Origin of the sequence: Leisingera sp. XS_AS12, from assembly GCF_041224635.1 — a bacterium.
GTDB lineage: Bacteria > Pseudomonadota > Alphaproteobacteria > Rhodobacterales > Rhodobacteraceae > Leisingera.
In genome coordinates this window covers 1-19,416 of record NZ_JBGFGM010000079.1, presented here as the reverse complement: position 1 = coordinate 19,416, position 19,416 = coordinate 1, and the positions used below count along the sequence as shown (strand labels likewise).

The following is a 19,416-nucleotide window of genomic DNA, read 5'->3' as shown; positions in this document are numbered from 1 at the left end:
CCCTTCCAGCCAACGAAGGCCAGAAATCATGATCCGACAGACAGGCCGGTTTCAAACCGCCCACGCCAGCAAATACATGCGCCAGCTGTGCAAGCATTTTGCCCATAAGGTTCCGGCCGCGTGCGACAAAACAGAAGGACGCGTGCAATTCCCATTCGGCCCGGCAACCCTGCACGCCAGCGCAACCGAGCTGCAGGCCGAGATCACCGGCCCGGACAACGCCGCGTTAGAGCGGGGCCGCGCCGTGATCGACTCGCACTTGAAAACCTTTGCCTTCCGCGAAGGCTTCACACAGATGGACTGGGCGGCACCGACGGAGGGCTGACAGCTGGCCACCCGTGCCGTCTGCGTCAGGCCCGTCGCCGCTGCGACTGCTGGTGGATCGGGCCGGTGATGGACAGCACATTGCCGTGGAACTGGCCGTCCACCAGGTAATGGGTCATCAGGTTCTGCCGGTTCAGAACCTCCAGCGGGCGGCCGTGTTCGACAATGCGCCCGCCCGCCATCAGGTAGACATGATCGCAGTAGCGCACCGCCAGGTTCAGGTCATGCATCGTCATCAGCACGGTGCGGCCGCGGCGCCGGACCTCGTCCAGCAGTGCCAGCTGGTAATGCAGGTCCAGGTGGTTGGTCGGCTCGTCCAGCACATATATTTCCGGATCACAGGCCAGAAGCTGGGCGAAATAGCAGCGCTGCAGCTCGCCGCCCGACAGCTTGCCCGCGGGCTGATCCTGCTTGTCCGCAAGGCCCGCAAGCTCCAGCGCGTCCTGGCGCCGGCGGTCGAATTCGCCGTGCGGCAGCTCCAGCACCGACAGGCCGATCTCGACAATGTCACGCGGCGTCAGCCCGTCCAGCAAGCCTGCGCTCTGCACCAGCGCGCCCAGCTTGCGGGCCCATTCGTGATGGGCATGATCGCCGATTGCCCGGCCCTGCGCCCGGATCTGCCCCGCCGTCGGTGCCACCGCGCGGTAAAGACTGCGCAACAGCGTTGTCTTGCCCGCGCCGTTCGGCCCCAGCAGCCCGTGGATCTGCCCCTCGGGCACTGCCAAAGACACATCGCGCACGTAGGCAGCGCCCGCGATCTCTACCGTCAGATTGTTGATTTCCAGCGCGAACTCAGACGGCACGGCGCAGCCCTCTCAGGATGATGATGAACGGCGGCGCCGCGAACAGGGCCAGCAGTACGCCCAGCGGAAGCTCCTCCGGAGCAAGCAGCACCCGGCACAAGAGGTCAACCGCAATCAGCACCGTCGCCCCCAGCACCATGGTGATCGGCAGCAGAACCCGGTGGCGCGCGCCGACCAGCAGCCGCGCCATATGCGGCACGATGAGGCCGACAAAGCCGACGATCCCCGCCACCGCCACCGCCAGCCCGGTCAACAGCACGGTCGCCACGAAGATCATCGCCCGCAGCCGCGCGGTGCGGATGCCCAGCGCCTGTGCGCGCTCTTCTCCCAGCAGCGTTGCGTCCAGCGCATTGGCTTGGGTCAGGAACATGAGCCCCAGCGCCACCACCGCTACCGCCAGCAGCGGCACCTCCTGCCATTCTGTTCCGGCAGCGGTGCCCATCAGCCAGCCCATCGCGTTGCGGGTCGCATGCGGGTCGCCAATATAGAGGAAGAAGGCCGTCAGCGACTGGAACATCAGCGAGACGGCTACTCCCGCCAGCACCACGATCAGCGGATCCATCGGTTGCCCCCGCCGCTGGGACAACCCCATGGTCAGCGCAAAAGCGGCCGCCGCTCCGAGGAAGGCGATCAGCGGCACTCCCAGCCGGTCGGTGACCGCCGCGGGCAGCCAGATGATCGCCGCCACCGCTGCCGCCGACGCCCCCGAGGAGAGCCCCATCAGGTAGGGATCCGCCATCGGGTTGCGCAGCGCTGTCTGCATCAGCGCACCGGCCAGCGACAATCCCGCGCCGATCAGCCCGACGGCCAGCACCCGCGGGATGCGCCATTGCCACACGATCAGCGACAGGCCGCGCGGTGCGTCCTCGCTCCGGCTCAGGATCGCAAGGCGGTCCGCCCAGCCGATGTCGGCCGTGCCCCACAACACCCCGGCGACGGCTGCCAGGACCATCGCTACCAAGGCTGCCGGAAACAGAAGCGAGAAGCGGGCCTGCATTCAGCGCAACGCCGCCAGCTGCGCGTTCAGGTTTTCAACTCCGTCGGCAAAGCGCATGCCCAGCAATGTCTCGGAAAACGGCACCACCACGAAACGCCCGTTCTGCACCGCCGTCAGCTGCGACAGCACGGGATCGTTTTCCAGATACTCCCGTTTCTCCTGCGCCGAGGACCAGCCTGCCTCGATCAGCAGGATCACATCCGGGTCGGCCTCGACCACGCGTTCCCAGGCCAGATCAACCCAGGCGCCTTCGACGTCCGCACTGATGCTGGTCAACCCGGCGGTTTTGGCGACCAGTGCCGGGCCGCCGCAGCAACCGATCGAGAACGGCGTGTCGGTGCCACTGTCATAGATAAAGGCGCTGCGCCCGCCGCCCGCGGGATTGTTCTGCACCGCTTCGATGCGCGCCCTGGTCTCGGCGATCAGCGCATCCGCGCGATCCTGAACGCCGAAAATGTCGCCAATCACTTCGATGTCGCGCAGGATCGGCGCAATGGTCAGCGGCACGTCCTGAGGGTGCGCAGACCTGCACGACGCATCCACCAGATAGGTCCCCACGCCCAAGTCGTGCCACTTCTGCACCGATCCCAAATTGTCTTCCGAGAAGGCAGAGGCAAAGCCTGCGAACAGGAAGTCGGGCTCTTGGGTCAGCACGATTTCTGCAGCCGGATATTTCTCGGCCAGAACGGGGACGCTGTCGAATGCATCCCGCCACTGGTCCGGGATCTCGTCGTCGAGATAGGCGGTGCCGACCATGGCGTCCTGCAGACCGAGTGCCAGCATCACCTCGGTGGCCTGCTGGTTCAAGGTAATGGCCCGCTTCGGCGGCGTTTCGTAAGTATAGGAGCTCCCACAACTTTGAACGGTCACCGGATCGGCCTGCGCCGCACCGGCGGCCGCAACAAGGCACAGCGGCATCAGAACTCTAAGCAAATTCATGGGTTTCTCCTGATTGATGAATAAGCAGGGACTGCGGAACATCCCCCGCGCAAAGAACCCGGGCCACCAGGCTGCGCACATCCGCCAGATCGCGGACCCGGTACCAATCCCCTTTTGGATAGTGCACGATCACAGGCCCGTTGTTGCAGGGAAACAGGCAGCCGGCCGCGGTCACAAGACAGTCAGAGGCCAACTGCATGCGGCCCAACTCGGCCTTCAGCGCCGCCAACAGGTCGGGTGCATCCTTCAGATGGCAGCGCGGTCCAGTGCAGACCAGCAGGTGGTGACGATGGGGCGGAGGACTGTTCCAGCCTTTGCCCAATTCGCCGTCTGGTCTCGGTTCCACCTCCGTCAGCGGCACCTCAGCCCGCGCAACATGGCCAAGGACCGAGGTGTCAGCTTGCGGGGCCTCAGCCAGCAGAACCTTCGGGCGTGTCCCGGTCTGGCGCGCCAGCCAGGCCCCCACTGCGCCGGGCAGCCAGGCCTCTATGCTCTGCGAAAACGGGAGGCCAACCGGACGCAGTTCGATCCGCGTCGCTCCCAACGCGGTCATATCGTCCAGCGCCCGCCAAAGCCCCTCGCCGCTGGCTTCGAGCCGGACCGCCACCGCCGCACTGGGCGCCGCTGCCGCCAGCCCTTCGGCCAGGGCCTGAAAGCGGGATTGGCTGACATACGAAGCGGAGATCAGATAAATTCGGGCGTCCATGCAAGCCTCTCAAGCGGAGGCAGGCAGGCGCTGGCGCGAAGCGCTGGGGACACTGTCATCTCTTCCTCCACGGGCCCTCCGCCCGATTGGTTACGGTTTACCGATGGCAGGTCTCCTGACTTGCGGATCAAAGCGTGCCGTCCCTTCCCGGATCCGCCGGATCCAGTGGTTCTGACGGGGTACTCTCCGCTCACAGTTGCGGGGGCAGTTCTGGACTTGGGCCGCTCAGCCCGCACCAGATTCCCTTTTCATCCCATTGCCATACTCGGCCGGGAACCATCGATTTTTGTCTGCTCAAATCGGCCTGCCCTGTCAACCGCTATATGTCGCCACGCAACCAAGCCCTTCGAGCAGGGAGGATGCGTCGGAACATGATCAGGTCAGCCCCCCGAGGCGGCGCACCTGCGCGCCAACGCGCTCCCCGTCTACGGTTGCCATTGTTGCGGCGATGCCTGCGGCTTCCCCGGTGGCAAAAGCCGTCCCCATGACACGGACCGAGCCATAAGCGACAGGATCGGCCCCGATGACGCGGCCAGACACAAACAGATTGTCGAGGCCGCGCGCCCGCAGACTGTCCAGTGGAACCGAGGCGTAACCATGCCCGCCAACCGGGTGGTAGACCGGCTTGCCGGCTTCACCGTGCAACTCTGCGGGCCACGCCGCCCGGGCGATGCTGTCGGAGCGTTGCCGCCCGCAGGCGAGATCCTCGGCCGTCATCTCATACCGCGTGGCAGGGTGCCTGCTTTCACGAATGCCGATCTGCGGACCAGACTGGGCCAAGAAGCAATGCTCGAACCCCGGCACGTGATCGCGCAACATCTGCACATAGTCATTCGCCATCTCCCGCGCGCACCGCTCCGCCCGCGTAAAACTGGCGGACGTGAGGTCGGGCAGCGCCAGGTCAATGATCATCCACCACATGTCGCCAGTGCCGGGAATGCGCGTATAGATGCCGCCATCCTCGCGGCGGATCGGATAGGCGCCGGTCTTGTTGTAACGCTGGATGGCCGCCTTGATCGCCGACCTGTCAAAGGGGACCCGCGGATCCAACCCGGAAATCCGGATCGGGGCAGAGACGGCCTGCAACTGGCCGTTCATGTCGCCCTCACGCATTGTGATGCCAGACACGAGGGACAGATTGCCGTCGCCAGTCGCATCGACAAAGCCCTCAGCGATGATCCTTCGGCGGCCCTCCATCCCGGCGACGGTTACAGCCTCTATGCGGTCAGCCGTTCTGGTTGCGGCGGCGACACGAGAGTGCAGCAGCACATCAACGCCGTGATCGGCAAGCACCCGGTCGAACGCCAGCTTTGCGATCTCGGGGTTCAACAGGATGATCCAGTTGCCCGTGGTTTCGGAATTATGGGCCTCGGTATTCATTCCGCAGGCCCGCATGGCCGCCAAAACCAGATCCCCGGCCCCACCGACGGCTTTTACCGGCTCAGGCCCTTGCTGGAAAAATCCGCAGTAGGCCAGAACCTGCGACGTGGTCGCCGCGCCGCCGAGAAAGCCGTATTTTTCCACCAGGCATACCTTGCCGCCTGCGCGGGCAGCGCCGAGCGCCGCCCCGATGCCGGCAGCGCCCCCACCGGCCACGACCACATCATAATCACTCTCGGTCTTCCGGCTCATGTCCGCCAACCCAGAACGTGCTTTTCCACCAGCCCGACGGTGGTAGACAGCAGCACCCCCAGCAGCGACAGGATCGTCACCCCGGCAAACAAACGTTCAAGGTCGTACAGCGATCCGGCCTGCAGGATGTAGGCGCCGATGCCATGTTCGGCGCCCAGCATTTCCGCCGCCACCAGCAAGATGATCGCGATGGCCAAGCTGACACGCAGCCCCGACAGGATGCCGGGCATGGCACCGGGCAGCACGATCCGCAGCACCACCGTCGACCAGCGCAGGCCAAAGCTCTGGCCCATCCGGATCAGCGACCGGTCGACGTTGTCGACCGCGCCATAGGTGGCAACAACGGTAGGTGTGAAGGTGCCAAAGGCGATCAGCGCGTATTTCGACGCCTCGTCAATGCCGAACCAGATCACGAACAGCGGGAGCAGGGCGATCTTGGGGATCGGGAATATCGCCGCCACAAGGGGGACGAGCCCGGCCCGAACAAACGAAAACAGGCCAATCATCACGCCTACGGTGATACCGGCAACGGCACCGATGCTGCCGCCGACCAGAAGCCTCATCAGCGACGGGGCCAGGTTGGTCCACAAGGCGCCGGATGCGGCCAGATCCCACAATGTCAGAAATACGTCCGACGGGCGCGGCACCGTCAGCGAAGAGATAAAGCCCGCGCGCGTTCCCCATTCCAGCAAGGAAATCAGAACGATAAACACAACCAACCCCACCCAGCGGGGCGATGACGGACGGAAACCGCCGCCCCGGAATTCCACCGGGCGGACGTCTGAGGTCTCGGTTGCGCTGTCAGTCATCGATCAATTCCATATCTGCAGCCTCAGCCTCGGCGCGCATCAGCGCCCAAAGATGCTGCTGGGTGCGTTCCAGTTCAGGGTCGTTGGCGCGACGCTCTGCAAGCGGGGTGTCGATCTCGATCACCTCGTTGATAGCCCCGGGACGGCGCGACAGCACGACAACCTGATGCCCGAGGCGCACCGCCTCGGCCAGGTTGTGGGTCACATAGACCGCGGTGAAGGGCGATTTGGTCCACAGATCCACCAGATCATCCATCAGCAGTTCGCGGGTCTGGCTGTCGAGCGCCGACAGCGGCTCATCCATCAAGAGCACCGCGGGATTCACCGCCAGTGCGCGGGCGATCGCCACCCGCTGCTTCATGCCGCCGGACAGTTGCTTGGGCAGCGCCTTGCGGAAATCGCTCAGCTTGGTGCGCGCCAGAACGTCCTCGATGATCGCATTGGCCCGCTTTGTCGGCACGCCGTGGTCGGAGAGGATCAGCGAGATGTTCCCTTCCACGGTGCGCCACGGCAACAGCGCAAAATCCTGGAACACATAGGTCAACGGGTTGATGCTGTCGCTTGGCGGCTGGCCGACCTGGCTGACCACCCCTTCGGTGGGGCGTTCCAGCCCGCCGAGGAAGCGCAGCAGGGTGGACTTGCCGCAGCCGGAGGGGCCGACGATGCAGACAATGCGCCCCTTCGGGATGGAGAGGTCAATATTGCGGATCACCTCGACATCGCCATAGCGATGCGAGACCCCTTCGAGTCTGAGTTCCATAGATACTTCCGATGGCAGGGCGTCCGGCCGCCCTTGGGCGGGCAGCCGGACAATTGGGATCAGGCGCGGGCTTCGACGTAGCTCTCGTCCACCAGCGTCTCGTATTCGACGCTGGATTTCACCAGACCTTCCGATTTGAACCAGTCGAGCTGGTCCTTGACCGACGTACGGTTCAGCGACAGGCCCGGATTGATGCGCATCGCACCGTTCACGATCGGCCCGCGGGCGTCTTCCAGCGCGCGGTCGGGATAGATATGCGCGGCCAGCAACGCGATGATGGCGTCCTGCTCGTCCTGCTCTGCGGTTTTGTCGACCAGCGCGGCGTTGAAATCATCCGCACCGCGGGCCAGCGCCGCGAGGAAAGCGCGGGTCTGCTCGGTTTCATTGGCCGCGTTCTGCGCCGAGGTGAAGACCGTCGTCACCTGGTAATCGGGGATGTAGTCCGCAACCTCGCCGATGATCTTGACGGCACCGGCATCGGCCAGCGGCTTGGCAATATGCGGCACGATCGACCAGGCGTCGATCTGGCCGGACTTGATGGCGCCAATCACCGCGCCGGTCTTCTGCAGCGGTTTGAACTTCAGCTTGGCGTTCTCTGCCGCGGCAATGCGCGAGCCCATGTAGTGGAAGGACGAGCCTGCCTGGGTCATGCCGAACGTCTTGCCGTCCAGGTCCGCGGGGCTTTGCAGGCCCGCCTCATAGGCCGCGTTGGAGGCGAGGATCTTCTGGCCGGAAATGCCTTTCTCCTCCGACAGCGCGCCGCCGATCACCTTGGCAACGCCCTTGTCGGCCAGCGAGATCAGACCGCCCGAAATCGCGGTCATCGCATAGTCGGTATCGCCCGAGGCAATGGCGACTGCCATCGGCTGCGCAGCCTCGAAAAAGTCAAAACTGACGTCCAGCCCGGCCTCTTTGAAGTAGCCCCGCTCATAGGCGATGTAGCTGGGCGCGTGGCTGACAAAGCGCAGCGCGCCAAGGTTCACCGCGGTTCCGGCCCGCGCCGAGCGCACCAGATAGGGTGTCGCCAGTGCACCGCCAAGGGCGGCCAGCGTGGCGCGCCTGGTAAGAGTTTTCATCTGAGTTCCTCCTCCTCTGAAGTTTGCGCCCCGGACGGGGCGCAGCTTTTCACGTGTTGCCATTTCCCCGAGCTTGCGACGCGTCCAGCTCATGCCGGATATCGCGGATAAGATGCTCGGTTGCAGTGTCGGCATCCTTTGCAAGAATGGCCGCGACCATGCCGCTGCGCAGTCGGCTCAGCTCACGCGGATCGCAGCGCCCTTCGCGCAGCGCCGCCAGGCGAAAGCGCCGGGATTGATCATAAAGCTGGCCAAGCACGCGGATCATCCGCGGCGAACCACAGGCCGACACCGCCTCCTGGTGCAACTCCCTCGCCGCTTCGTCCCACATCATCACGGCACCATCGGGATCTTGCAGCAGGCTTTCGGTTGCGCGTTCGGTCGCATGCAGCGCGGCAACCAGCCTCCCTTCCCAAGCGATGTCAGAATTTTGCAACGACCACTTCAGGGCCAGCGGCTCCAGTTCGGCACGCAGCTTGATGATATCCTGAAGATCCGCCTGCGTGGCCGATGCCACCCGGAACCCCCGCTGCGCCGTCGCCTCCACGAGCCCTTCCGAGGCCAGCTGCGTCAGCGCTTCGCGCACGGAATGGTTCGACCCACCATAGCGGCTGCGCAGCGCTTCGATCTTCAGTTTGGAATCCGGAGCAAGATCGCCAAAGGCGATGTCCCGGCGCAGCGATGCCGCGACAACCGAAACCACGGTCTGCGAATTTGTCTTCTGAGGCTTGCGACCGAACACGCTCCACCGCCCCTTTCGTTACTTGATCCCAAAAATGTGTAACATTATTAGAATCGTTCAACAGCAGCCGTCAATAGACGTCCTGTGATCGCAGGGGGGAGCAAAATGAAGACGAACCGGAGCGCGACACAGGTGATCCCAATCCTGGGAGATCCCGTGGCACAGGTAGCAACCCCTGCGTTATGGAACGCAGTTTTTCAGGATAGAGGTCAGGACGCGATCTGCGTTCCCCTCGACCTTCCAGCCACCGGGCTTGAGCCGTTCCTTGCATGGGCAAGGCAGGCACGGAACGTGCCGGGGTTCCTCAGCACCACTCCCCACAAGGCCGCGCTCGCGCAGATGTGTGACCGTCTCTCCGAAACCGCGCGCAGTCTTGGCGTGGCAAATACCTTCCGCCTGACGGATACCGGTGATCTGATCGGAGAAATGCTTGACGGCCACGGCATGCTGGATGCGATCGAGCACAAGGGCATCAGCATCGCACATAGCGCCGTCGTGATATGCGGTGCTGGCGCAGCGGGTGGCGCTATCGCGATCGAGGCTGCACAACGTGGCGCTTACAGCATCGCCGTCATCGACATTGATCCCGTGCAGGCGTCGAATCTGACGGAGAAACTTTCCCTGGTTCTGAACGTTCCGGTTGCCACCTCTCTCCCGGCCAAGGCAGACATCGTCGTCAATGCGTCCCCTGCTGGAAGTCCCGCCATCGCCCCGCCCCCCTTCACGCGGGACCTGATTTTAAATGCGCTTTGTGTGGCAGACGCCCTGACAGAGCCGGAAGAAACCGAGTTGCTGCGTATGGCCCGCCAGGCAGGTGTTGCCGCCGTGACTGGCAGGGATATGGCGGCATGCCAGGCGAGCCGGATGCGCAGCTTTCTCGGGTTAGAGCCGACCTGAACGTCGTCCTGTTGCCCCGCGCGACTTGAATGCGCTGCAGAGGGCCACAGTCCGCTGTGGCTCACCTGGCGCGTTCTCCTGATACAACAAGAAGGGACCCTGAGCATGCGAATCCATCGCTTCTCTCAGTCCTGAAAACTTGGCACCCTTGCGCCAGATGGCATCAGCGTATGGGAGCACGACATGAAAGTTGGATTCATCGGCCTCGGCAATGTGGGAGGCAAACTGGCCGGTAGTCTCCTGCGCAACGGCTTCGACCTCACTGTGATGGACCAAAAGGCGGAATTGATGGACGATTTCGCGGCCCGCGGAGCAGGTACGGCGCAGACCCCTGTGGCGCTGATGCGTCAAAGCGACGTGGTGATAACCTGCCTGCCCTCGCCCAGCGCCTCCGCTGCCGTCATGGATGAAATGCTGCAGGAAGTCGGCCCGGGAAAGATCTGGCTCGAAATGTCGACAACGGATGAGGCCGAGATCCGCCGCCTTGCCGCTCTGGTCCAGGACAAAGGCGGCGCGGCTGTCGATTGCCCCGTCTCAGGCGGCTGTCATCGGGCCGATACCGGCAATATCTCTATCTTTGCAGGCTGCGAACGCCCCACCTTCGAGACGGTTCTTCCCCTGCTGACCTGCCTTGGCCGTAGAGTTTTGCATACTGGCCCCGTCGGCACGGCGTCGACGCTCAAGGTGATGACCAACTACCTCGCCACTGCGAATCTTCTGACATGCTGCGAAGCCTTGGTGACCATGAAGGCGGCCGGAATCGATTTGGCCACGACCTATGAAGCCATCAGGATATCATCCGGAAACAGCTTCGTGCATGAAACAGAGAGCCAGCTGATCCTGAACGGGTCGCGTGACGTGAATTTCACCATGGACCTGATCCTGAAGGATCTCGGCTTGTTCGAGGCGATCGCCCAGCGCGCCAATGTGCCGCTGGAGATATCACCCATGATTGTGGAGATCATGAAGGACGGGCAGGCTCGGTATGGCACCCGCGCCAACACCGATGACATCATTCGCCGTCTGGAAGAAGCAACCGGCCTGTCAGTCCTTGCTGACGGTTTCCCCGCCGAGCTGGTGGACGACGAACCCGAAGAACCGGGCTATGAGGTCTTCCCTCCCGGCGCACAACGTCCTGTCGCAGCGGAGTAACAACCATGCCCGACACGTCCGGATCGAACCTGAGCTATTGGCAGGAGCGCACCGATTTGGCCGCCGCCTTTCGTTGGACGGCGCGCCTGAACATGCACGAGGCGGTGGCCAATCATTTCAGCCTCGCCGTCAATGATGACGGCACCCAATTCCTTATTAATCCGAATCAGGCGCATTTTTCGCGCATCCGCGCCTCGGACTTGCTGCTGCTGGACGCCAATGATCCCGAAACCCTCAGCCGCCCCATGGCCCCGGACCCAACCGCCTGGGGACTGCACGGTGCCGTTCACCGGCGTTGCCCGCACGTGCGGTGCGTCATGCACGCCCATTCGATCCACGCGACCGTTCTGGCCTCCCTTGCAGACAGCCGCCTGCCGCCCATCGACCAGAACACGGCCACCTTTTACAACCGTGTCGTGATCGATGAGCAGTTCGGCGGGCTGGCTTTCGAGGACGAAGGGGAGCGTTGCGCCACCTTGCTGACCGACCCGTCCAAGAAGGTCATGATCATGGGCAATCACGGGGTTCTTGTCCTTGGCGACAGTGTCGGCGATGCCTTCAATCGCCTTTACTACTTTGAACGCGCGGCAGAAACCTACATCCGCGCTCTCCAGACCGGGCAACCCCTGCGCCTGATCCCGCCCGACATTGCCGAGAAAACTGCACGCGAACTCGAGGATTACCCCGGACAGGCAGCCGCGCATCTGGCGGCCATCCGCGAAATCCTCGACCATGAAAACGCGGACTACGCCACCTGACGGCAAACTCCGTCCGCTGTGCCCCCCCCCCTTGCGGGCTGTCCTCCTTCTTGGGTGCACCAAAGACGCGGTCCGCGGTTATGCCAAGGGAATTGGGAAACAAGACGGGCGGCACAGCACAAACAGCGGTGCAGCGTTCGGGTTTATGGCTTTCGCATAACTCAACCCAAGGCTCGGCGTCACCACGCCGAGCCTGTTGCGCCTCATTCCCGGCGTAAGGGCAACAGGATGCCTCAGGAGACGAATGGCGGCTGAACTTTCAGCTCCAGATAATCTTCCAACCCGAAGATGCCGCCTTCCCGACCGTTGCCTGACTTCTTGTATCTCCCGAATGGGGAGCCATATGCCGTCCCGCGCCCGTTTATCGAAATCACGCCTGCCCGAAGCTGGCGCGCGACGCGGGCTGCTCTCGCCCTGTCGCCGGTCTGAATGTAGGCCGCCAGCCCGTACTCGGTATCATTGGCGATGACGATAGCTTCTGCTTCTGTGTCGAAGGGGATCATCACCAGAACGGGGCCAAAGATTTCCTCACGCGCAATTCGCATATGGTTTTCGACATCCGCAAAGACCGTGGGACGGACATACCACCCCTGCTCCAGCCCCGCAGGCTTGCCCAGACCACCCGCCAGCAGGGTCGCCCCCTCGTCGATACCCGCCTTGATCATTTCCTGCACGCGGTAGAATTGGATCTCGTCAAACAAGGGACCGATGTGATCGCCCTCCTGTGCCGGGTCCTCCACTTTCTGCGCCTCGGCGGCAGCACGGGCCAGTTCCAGGGCGCGGTCATAGCAGGACCGTTCCACCAGCATCCGTGTCGGTGCATTGCAGGACTGGCCGGTGTTATCGAAACACTCGGCAACACCTTCCGCAATTCTCTGCTCCAGATCGCAGTCCGCAAAGACCAGGTTGGGCGACTTCCCCCCAAGTTCCAGCGTCACGCGCTTGATCCCGGCTGCCGCAGCGCGAGAGACTTCGATCCCGGCCCGCGTCGACCCGGTAAACGAGACCATGGCGACATCCGGATGCGCCGAGATGGCCGCCCCCACCACAGGCCCATCCCCGTGTACAAGATTGAAGACCCCGGCCGGGTACCCTGCTTCCTCTACGATCTCAGCATATAGATTGGCCGAAAGCGGCGTGTGCTCCGATGGTTTCAGCACGCATGTTGCCCCTGTAGCCAAGGCTGGAATGACCTTGAGAGCGATCTGATTGATCGGCCAGTTCCAAGGCGTGATCATGCCAACCACGCCAATTGGCTCGCGGGTCAGAATATCCCCATTGGGCAAAACTTCCTCTTCGGCCAACTTCTCCAGCGCCTCGATGAAGGAAACGAGATGCCCAATTCCGCTCTCGGCCTGCACGTCGTGAGACATGGTCGCAGGCGCTCCCATTTCCGTGGTGATCGCCCGGGCCAGATCCCCCTGACGGCGGCGCGTGACCTCAAGCAGGCTGCGCAACAAAGCGAGACGCTCCTCTTTGCGCGTGCGCGAGAAGCTCTCAAAGGCTTCTCTGGCTGCCGTCACCGCACGATCCACGTCCGTAACGCTTCCGAGCGTCAGCGTGCCGACCTGGCTGTTGTCGGCGGGGTTCTTGATGGGCATGGTCCGGTCTCCATCCGGAGTGACCCAGGCGCCACCGATGTAGAATTTGTCGAGCTGTTGCATCGTCTGCCTCAGTTGTTCAGGGGGTTACCGGTTGGGTTTCCATCGTCAGGTGCAAGGCGCTGTCGCAATAGGGCGATGCCGCGATGGCCGCATCGTCGAGCTCAACCCCAAGACCGGGGGCATCAGACGGGATGACATAGCCCTCCTCCCAGGTAATGCCGGTCTTGAGACAGGACATATAGGGGCCTTCAAACGTGCCAATGCTTTCCTGGATCAGAAAATTGGGACTACACGCCGCGAGTTGGATGTTGGCGGCAGCGACCACGGGACCGCAATAGAGATGCGGCGCGATCTGGGCCGACCGCGTCTCCGCCATGCCCGCGATCTTCTTGGCCTCCAATAGCCCGCCGACGCGACCAAGGTTCATTTGCAGGATCGAGGCCGCACCGGCCTCCAGCATGCGCGCGAACTCATGCTTGGTGCACAATCGTTCACCAGCCGCCACAGGGATCGACGTAAACCGGGCGACTTCGGCCATGTCCGCCGGATTTTCCGGCGGGATCGGCTCCTCGAACCAGAGCGGATCATAGGCCTCCAACCGTCGCGCCATGCGTTTGGCACCGGAGACCGTGAACTGGCCATGGGTCCCGAACAGCAGGTCGGCCCGGTCTCCTACGGCTTCGCGGATGCGTCTGCAAAACTGTTCCGAGCGGGTGAGATCCGCCATGCGTGGCTGGTGGCCATCATGGATCGTGTAGGGGCCGGCTGGGTCGAACTTCACCGCCGAAAACCCCTTGTCCACCATCTGAACCGCAACCTCAGCGGCCAGATCGGGGTCGTCGTAGACACTCGGCTCGCCCGGCGCAGGATAGACATCGCCCTGCGGTGGATAGAGATAGGTATAGCTACGCAGGCGATGGTTCACCTTGCCGCCCAGCAATTGGTGGACAGGTTGGTCCGCAGCCTTGCCGATGATGTCCCAGCAGGCCATCTCAAGCCCGCTCAACACGCCCGCGACGGTGACGTCAGGGCGCTGCGTGAAGCCCGCTCCGTAGGCCTGCCGCCACAACTGTTCGATGTGGTGGGGATCAGCCCCCTCGAACTGGCGCTGGAACATGTCCACCGCCATCGCCGCCACGAGATCCGGGCCGAATGTAGCATTGTAGATCTCGCCCACGCCGCTGATGCCACAGGCCGTCGTCAGCCGAACAAAGACAAAGTAGCGCCCGCCATGACGCGGCGGCGGATTTCCGAACACAAAGGTTTCGATCTTCTCAAGATGCATAAGATGTCCTTTTTTCGCTGGTCGCCGCGGCATCCTCGAGGATCATCTCGGCAGCGCGAATTGCCAGCATCATGGTCGGTGCATTGGTGTTGCCCGACGTCACGGTCGGAAAGGCCGAGCTGTCGACAACCCGCAGGCCAGCCACACCGTGAACGCGCAACCGGGCATCCACCACCGAATCCCGCGCGTCCCTCCCCATCCGGCAGGTCGATGTCGGGTGAAAGACGGTCGAGGCCCGCGCGCGAAAATCCTCCATCAGCGCGTCGGCGTCCTGCACGGTCGGCGCCGGTATCAGGCGAGTGCGCGTCACATCGGCCAAGGACGAGGAACTGGCGAGCCGGTTGATCACCGCGATGGCCCGGCGCGCACCGGCGCGGTCATATTCTGTTGCAAGCGAATTGGGCCGTATCAGCGGAGGGTCCTTGGGGTCGGCAGAGCGGATCATGATCTCTCCGCGACTGGTCGGGCGGCAGAGTTGCGCGCTCAGCAGGTATCCAGGTTCGCGTTCAAGCACGGGGCGCCCGTCCGGCCGGCTGACGTAGGACAGCGGGTTGCAGTAGATCTGCATGTCCGGATGTTCGCTGCCTGGGTCCGTGCGCAGGTAGCCGCCCACTTGATTGACAGGCACCGCCAGCGGTCCACGTTGGCGAACCAAGTATTGCACGCCTGCCCGGAGCCGTGGGAAAAACCGCCCCAACGTGTTGTTCAGGGTCGGTGTCGTGGCCCGGAACATATGGGATATCGCCAGGTGGTCCTGCAGACCTCGTCCCACCTCCGGCATGGCGCAGCGAACGGCCAGCCCCAGTCCCTGCAAGAGCGGGACGGGACCGATGCCGGACAGCTGCAGCAGCTTGGGCGAATTGACGGCACCGGCACACAGGATCACCTCGCGTCCCGCGGTGACATCACGGTGCCTGCCTTTGTGCCGCAGTCGCACACCGGTTGCCCGCGCCCCCTCAAAGAGGATGCGGTCGACCTGCGTGTGTTTCATGATCCTCAGGTTTGCGCGACCGCGTGCTGGCGCGAGAAAAGCATCCGCCGCGGAACAACGCAGGCCATTGCGCACCGTGCTTCGGTAGTAGCCGACGCCCTCGACCGTTGTGGTGCTCAGATTGTCGCAACGGCTCCAGCCACATTCTTCTGCAGCCGTAAGAAATCGGTTCGAGAAGGGCGACATCTGGTCCTGCAGGTCACTGACCGCCAGCAGCCCGTCACCGTGACTTCGCAGTGCACCATCCGCCCCGCGTTCCAGATGCCGTTCCATTTCTTCATAGGCCGCGCGGACCTCACTCCACGCCCATCCCGCGGCCCCCGCACGGGCCCAATCGTCGAAATCATGCGGAAGCCCACGCATGTACGCCATCGCATTGATAGAGCTCGACCCGCCGATCACCTTGCCGCGCGGCCAGTAGACGCGGCGACCATTCAAGCTGTCGTCCGGCTCTGCGTGGTAGCTCCAATTGAGGCGCGGATTGGCAAAATTGACACCATAGCCGATCGGCACCTTGATCCAGAAACGCCGATCCGATCCACCTGCCTCGATCAGCAGCACGCGCGTGCGACCATCTCGCGTCAGTCGCTCAACCAGCGCGCATCCAGCAGACCCGGCACCAACGACAATGTAATCATACGAGGGGGAAGACATCCCGATACGCTCCCTTGCGATACCCGCTCGTTTTGGGGGATCGCGGTGGGCGGTGACAAACAACGGATCTTTCGCCAAAGGGGCGGTTCAATTATCGGGTCACGCTATCCACATTGCTGCCGGGGTGTGCATGATGAAGAAATCACCCCGCAAGATGGAAGCCACCCCATGCGATTGCCTCATGTGACCTGGCTCAGAGCCTTCGAAGCCGCCGCCCGGCACAGCAGTTTCTCTGACGCCGCGGTCGAATTGAACCTGACCCCAGCCGCTGTCAGCCAGCAGATCCGTCTCTTGGAGCAATACCTGAGCGTCCCCTTGTTTCGCCGCCTGCCACGAGGGGTCGAACTGACGGACATGGGACAGGCCTACGCGCTGCCAATTCGCAAGTCTTTTGCCGAGATGAAGGACGCGACTGAGGGATTGTTCACCGTCAGCCGCAAGCGCAAGATCCGCATCCGGGCGTCGATCAGCTACGCTGCCCTGGTGCTCGCGCCGCGCCTGAAGGCCTTCCACGACTTGCACCCGGAAATCGAGGTGGTCCTGTCCACCGCCGTCTGGTCCGATCGGATGGATCCAGAAGCCATTGATATCGATATTCGCTATGGCACGGGCCATTGGAACGAAACTGACCTCTGGAAACTGGGAGACGAAGTGGCAACGCTGGTTTGCCACCCCGAACATTTGCGGAGCTTTGGGGATTCACCCGATGTGCGGGACCTTCTTTCCGCAGGGACCGTTCCTGTTCTCGGCTCCGAATTGGAATGGCGACGGCTCTCGGACCGCTTCGGCCTGGACTGCCCCGAGCCTCCGGTCTGGCTGACGGCGGACTCGTCCCTGATTGCCCTGCAAACAATCACCGCAGGGTTTGGAACCGCGCTCATCCACAAAAGCTTTACGAAACCATTCGAGGCGCGCGGCGTTCTGGTCTCCCCATTTGAATACAGCCTGCCGATCCGCGAAGCCTACTACCTTGTCATGCGCGATGGCCCCGCCGGACGAGCCGAGATGGAAACCTTCCGCCAGTGGCTGATGAATGAAACCTAATCTCGGGGGCGACACCTCTCCGGCCCCACTGTTCGATCGGAAGTCGGCGTAAGATATCGGGTTGCCCAGTCCGAAATGAAGTGCGCGCGGTAGCAAAACTCCGCGCATTTCATAGCAGTGATGCAACCTATCCCTCGCTCGGGCGTTGTCTCTCAAACTCGAACTGCGTGTTCATGAAGGGAGCAAACATGAAGACCGGACCTTTCAAATCGACCACCGCCCTCGCGGTTATGTTGTCTCTTGCGGCGCCCGTGCCTGCCATCTCGCAAGGCAAACGCGCGCCAATCGACATCTCGGCGATGACCGAAGCGGAAATCTCGGACCTGGTTGACAAGTGCAAGAAGCGGGCGGATCGTCGCGAGCGCAAGCTCGACGCAGGTGAGGAGGTCGCGCAGAAACGCGGGCCGATCGCCCAGTTTTGCGAGACCTACGGCAACGGCGCTTTCGATGAGCTCCTGCCGGAAAACCTGCAGTCCGCCGCTGTTTTGGGCGCAGATGCAGACGCAACAGCCGAAATCCTGGAAGAGGAAGGTGCCGCCTCCGACGCCCAAGTCGAAGCAGAAAACTCGACTGATACCGGAGCCGAAGCCACCGCGTCGAACGACGACACCACGTCGGCAACACAACAGACTGACGCACAGACCCAGGTAGGCGAGAACACCACAAGCGAAGCAAATGCGGCTTCGGCAGAGACTGAGACTGAGACTGAGACTGAGACTGAAGTCGAAGCGGAAACAGAAACCGAATCCACTGAAACGACCGAGACTACAGGGGCTTCCGAGCAGTCCATCGAAGATGCCGAGACAGCCGACGCAGGTGAGGCGCAAGCCACAGACGCTTCGCAGAACGAAGGCGAGATGAAAGTCGAGCAGTCGGAAACGGACGCCCAGGAATTGCAGCCCGTAGACAGTCAAGCCCAGGCAGACGCGGTCGCGGCTGCGTCTGAAGCCGCCGCAGCCGCAGCGGCGACCTCGTCCGAGGCAGACACCACCGCCGAGGCCGAGGTTATCGAAGAAACCGTGACCGAAGAAAACTCGCGCAGCTCTGACGAGGAGTTCGAAACGTCCGTCAACGAATCTGCCGCGCCCAGTGCGTCCGCTGCCGCACCTGCAGAAGACGACGAGGGACTGTCGGACATCCAGCGTGCTGCCCTCTTGGGTCTTGGAGCCCTCGCTGTCGGCAAATTGCTCAATTCCGGTGAGAAGGTGGTCAGCAACTCCGGTGACCGTGCCGTGGTGGAGCAGAATGGGCAATACAGGGTGCTGAAGAATGACGACGCACTTCTGCGTCAGCCCGGTTCGGAGGTCACCACTTACCGTTACAAGGACGGCTCGACCCGCACGGTGGTGGAACGCGAAAACGGCGCCAAGGTCGAAACCATTCGCGCCGCCGATGGCCGTGTCCTGCGTCGCACCCGTATTCTGCCGGACGGGCGCACGGTCGTGTTGTTCGACGACACGCAGCGCGTCGAGGAGGTGGTGGTCGAAGATCTGCCGCAACGTGACACGACCGAGAAGAAGGTCATCAATTATCGCAGTGTCGATGCTGAGGACCTCGCCGCCGCTCTCGCCGCCGAAGAAGCCGCGACGGCCCAACGCCGGTTCTCCCTCTCGCAAGTCCGGGGTATCGACGCAGTGCGGCGCCTGGTGCCTGAGATCAACGTGGATTCCATCAACTTCGAAACCGGCTCGGCCGTGATCCGCCCCGAGGAAGCCCGGGAGCTCGCGGCGCTGGGGAACGCGCTGCGGGACATGATCGACCGGAATCCGCGTGAAGTCTTCCTGATCGAAGGCCATACCGATGCCGTCGGCGCTGCGTCCTATAACCTCGCGCTGTCGGATCGTCGGGCAGAAACCGTCGCGTTGGCACTCAGCGAGTATTTCGAAGTGCCGCCGGAGAACCTCGTCGTACAAGGCTATGGTGAAACGGATCTTGCGGTCCAGACAGCCGCCGCAGAACGCGCCAACCGCCGGGTCGCCGTTCGCCGCATCACCCCGCTGCTGCATGGCGAGCAGTGAACCGCGACGACCTGGCAACTCTTTGAGTTGCAATCAAAATACTTCAGGGCCCTGTAACAAGCAGGGCCCTGTTGGCGCATTATTCGTAAGCGCTGTCTGCGCCCCACGCGGGATCAGCTTGACGTGGTGAAGTTCCAGGGCAGCAGCTCGTCGATCTTGCTGGCCGGGTGACCGGAGGCGATCGCTTCGAGGGTCGCCTTGAGGTAGGCGAAGGGCTCCACGCCG

The 19,416-nt window shown here is 63.0% G+C and carries 19 protein-coding genes and 1 riboswitch; of the genes, 6 read left to right on the top strand and 13 right to left on the bottom strand.

The features are described 5' to 3' along the window. Positions 1 to 28 precede the first annotated feature (28 nt). On the top strand, positions 29 to 325 hold the full coding sequence (locus AB9K35_RS06650; RefSeq protein ID WP_222456523.1) for a DUF2218 domain-containing protein: 297 nt from the start codon (positions 29 to 31) through the stop codon (positions 323 to 325). 25 nt (positions 326 to 350) lie between these two features. Here AB9K35_RS06650 and AB9K35_RS06645 read toward each other — a convergent pair whose 3' ends face one another. The 9 genes from AB9K35_RS06645 to AB9K35_RS06605 form a co-directional block, all read right to left on the bottom strand. Continuing rightward, a complete protein-coding gene (locus AB9K35_RS06645; RefSeq protein WP_369924991.1) occupies positions 351 to 1,127 on the bottom strand; it encodes an ABC transporter ATP-binding protein in 777 nt (258 codons plus the stop codon). Continuing rightward, complete coding sequence (locus AB9K35_RS06640; protein WP_369924990.1) at positions 1,117 to 2,124, bottom strand: FecCD family ABC transporter permease; 1,008 nt, start codon at positions 2,122 to 2,124, stop codon at positions 1,117 to 1,119. The genes AB9K35_RS06645 and AB9K35_RS06640 overlap by 11 nt, the downstream gene beginning before the upstream one ends. After that, the gene (locus AB9K35_RS06635) at positions 2,125 to 3,063 is read right to left on the bottom strand and encodes an ABC transporter substrate-binding protein (protein WP_369924989.1); all 939 of its coding nucleotides are present in this window, start codon (positions 3,061 to 3,063) and stop codon (positions 2,125 to 2,127) included. Further along, positions 3,050 to 3,769: a ferredoxin gene (locus AB9K35_RS06630; RefSeq protein WP_369924988.1), complete on the bottom strand. Its 720-nt coding sequence runs from the start codon at positions 3,767 to 3,769 to the stop codon at positions 3,050 to 3,052. The genes AB9K35_RS06635 and AB9K35_RS06630 overlap by 14 nt, the downstream gene beginning before the upstream one ends. A gap of 87 nt (positions 3,770 to 3,856) precedes the next feature. After that, positions 3,857 to 4,065, bottom strand: a riboswitch (cobalamin riboswitch). A gap of 79 nt (positions 4,066 to 4,144) precedes the next feature. Beyond that, a complete protein-coding gene (locus tag AB9K35_RS06625) occupies positions 4,145 to 5,401 on the bottom strand; it encodes an FAD-dependent oxidoreductase (protein WP_369924987.1) in 1,257 nt (418 codons plus the stop codon). Continuing rightward, positions 5,398 to 6,210: an ABC transporter permease gene (locus AB9K35_RS06620; protein ID WP_369924986.1), complete on the bottom strand. Its 813-nt coding sequence runs from the start codon at positions 6,208 to 6,210 to the stop codon at positions 5,398 to 5,400. Before AB9K35_RS06620 ends, AB9K35_RS06625 begins: the two co-directional genes overlap by 4 nt. Beyond that, on the bottom strand, positions 6,203 to 6,970 hold the full coding sequence (locus AB9K35_RS06615) for an ABC transporter ATP-binding protein (RefSeq protein ID WP_222456530.1): 768 nt from the start codon (positions 6,968 to 6,970) through the stop codon (positions 6,203 to 6,205). Before AB9K35_RS06615 ends, AB9K35_RS06620 begins: the two co-directional genes overlap by 8 nt. A gap of 59 nt (positions 6,971 to 7,029) precedes the next feature. Then, a complete protein-coding gene (locus AB9K35_RS06610; protein WP_222456531.1) occupies positions 7,030 to 8,046 on the bottom strand; it encodes an ABC transporter substrate-binding protein in 1,017 nt (338 codons plus the stop codon). Between the two features lie 49 nt (positions 8,047 to 8,095). Continuing rightward, the gene (locus AB9K35_RS06605; protein WP_369924985.1) at positions 8,096 to 8,788 is read right to left on the bottom strand and encodes a GntR family transcriptional regulator; all 693 of its coding nucleotides are present in this window, start codon (positions 8,786 to 8,788) and stop codon (positions 8,096 to 8,098) included. A gap of 105 nt (positions 8,789 to 8,893) precedes the next feature. On the opposite strand from AB9K35_RS06605, the gene AB9K35_RS06600 reads away from it, so the two are divergent. The 3 genes from AB9K35_RS06600 to AB9K35_RS06590 all read left to right on the top strand — a co-directional run bounded on the left by AB9K35_RS06600 (position 8,894) and on the right by AB9K35_RS06590 (position 11,595). Further along, positions 8,894 to 9,685, top strand: coding sequence for a shikimate dehydrogenase (locus tag AB9K35_RS06600; RefSeq protein ID WP_369924984.1), 792 nt, complete (start codon positions 8,894 to 8,896; stop codon positions 9,683 to 9,685). 183 nt (positions 9,686 to 9,868) lie between these two features. Continuing rightward, entirely contained in the window at positions 9,869 to 10,837 is a 969-nt protein-coding gene (locus tag AB9K35_RS06595) for an NAD(P)-dependent oxidoreductase (protein ID WP_369924983.1), read from the top strand. Between the two features lie 5 nt (positions 10,838 to 10,842). Next, the gene (locus tag AB9K35_RS06590) at positions 10,843 to 11,595 is read left to right on the top strand and encodes a class II aldolase and adducin N-terminal domain-containing protein (RefSeq protein ID WP_369924982.1); all 753 of its coding nucleotides are present in this window, start codon (positions 10,843 to 10,845) and stop codon (positions 11,593 to 11,595) included. 233 nt (positions 11,596 to 11,828) lie between these two features. On the opposite strand, the gene AB9K35_RS06585 is transcribed toward AB9K35_RS06590, so the two are convergent. From AB9K35_RS06585 to AB9K35_RS06575, 3 genes are read right to left on the bottom strand one after another with little or no spacing between them, the layout of a single operon-like run. Next, positions 11,829 to 13,259: an aldehyde dehydrogenase family protein gene (locus AB9K35_RS06585; protein ID WP_369924981.1), complete on the bottom strand. Its 1,431-nt coding sequence runs from the start codon at positions 13,257 to 13,259 to the stop codon at positions 11,829 to 11,831. A gap of 16 nt (positions 13,260 to 13,275) precedes the next feature. Further along, positions 13,276 to 14,484, bottom strand: a complete 1,209-nt coding sequence (locus tag AB9K35_RS06580) for a mandelate racemase/muconate lactonizing enzyme family protein (RefSeq protein ID WP_369924980.1) — start codon at positions 14,482 to 14,484, stop codon at positions 13,276 to 13,278. Then, positions 14,474 to 16,129, bottom strand: coding sequence for a GMC family oxidoreductase (locus AB9K35_RS06575; protein ID WP_369924979.1), 1,656 nt, complete (start codon positions 16,127 to 16,129; stop codon positions 14,474 to 14,476). Before AB9K35_RS06575 ends, AB9K35_RS06580 begins: the two co-directional genes overlap by 11 nt. Before the next feature lie 168 nt (positions 16,130 to 16,297). Between AB9K35_RS06575 and AB9K35_RS06570 the strand changes: the two genes are divergently transcribed. Further along, entirely contained in the window at positions 16,298 to 17,173 is an 876-nt protein-coding gene (locus AB9K35_RS06570; RefSeq protein WP_369924978.1) for a LysR substrate-binding domain-containing protein, read from the top strand. 188 nt (positions 17,174 to 17,361) lie between these two features. Next, positions 17,362 to 19,191 (top strand): OmpA family protein, encoded by a 1,830-nt coding sequence (locus AB9K35_RS06565; protein ID WP_369924977.1) that lies wholly within the window; start codon positions 17,362 to 17,364, stop codon positions 19,189 to 19,191. 113 nt (positions 19,192 to 19,304) lie between these two features. Here AB9K35_RS06565 and AB9K35_RS06560 read toward each other — a convergent pair whose 3' ends face one another. Then, a complete protein-coding gene (locus tag AB9K35_RS06560) occupies positions 19,305 to 19,412 on the bottom strand; it encodes a transposase domain-containing protein (RefSeq protein WP_369923920.1) in 108 nt (35 codons plus the stop codon). Between the last annotated feature and the right edge of the window lie 4 nt (positions 19,413 to 19,416).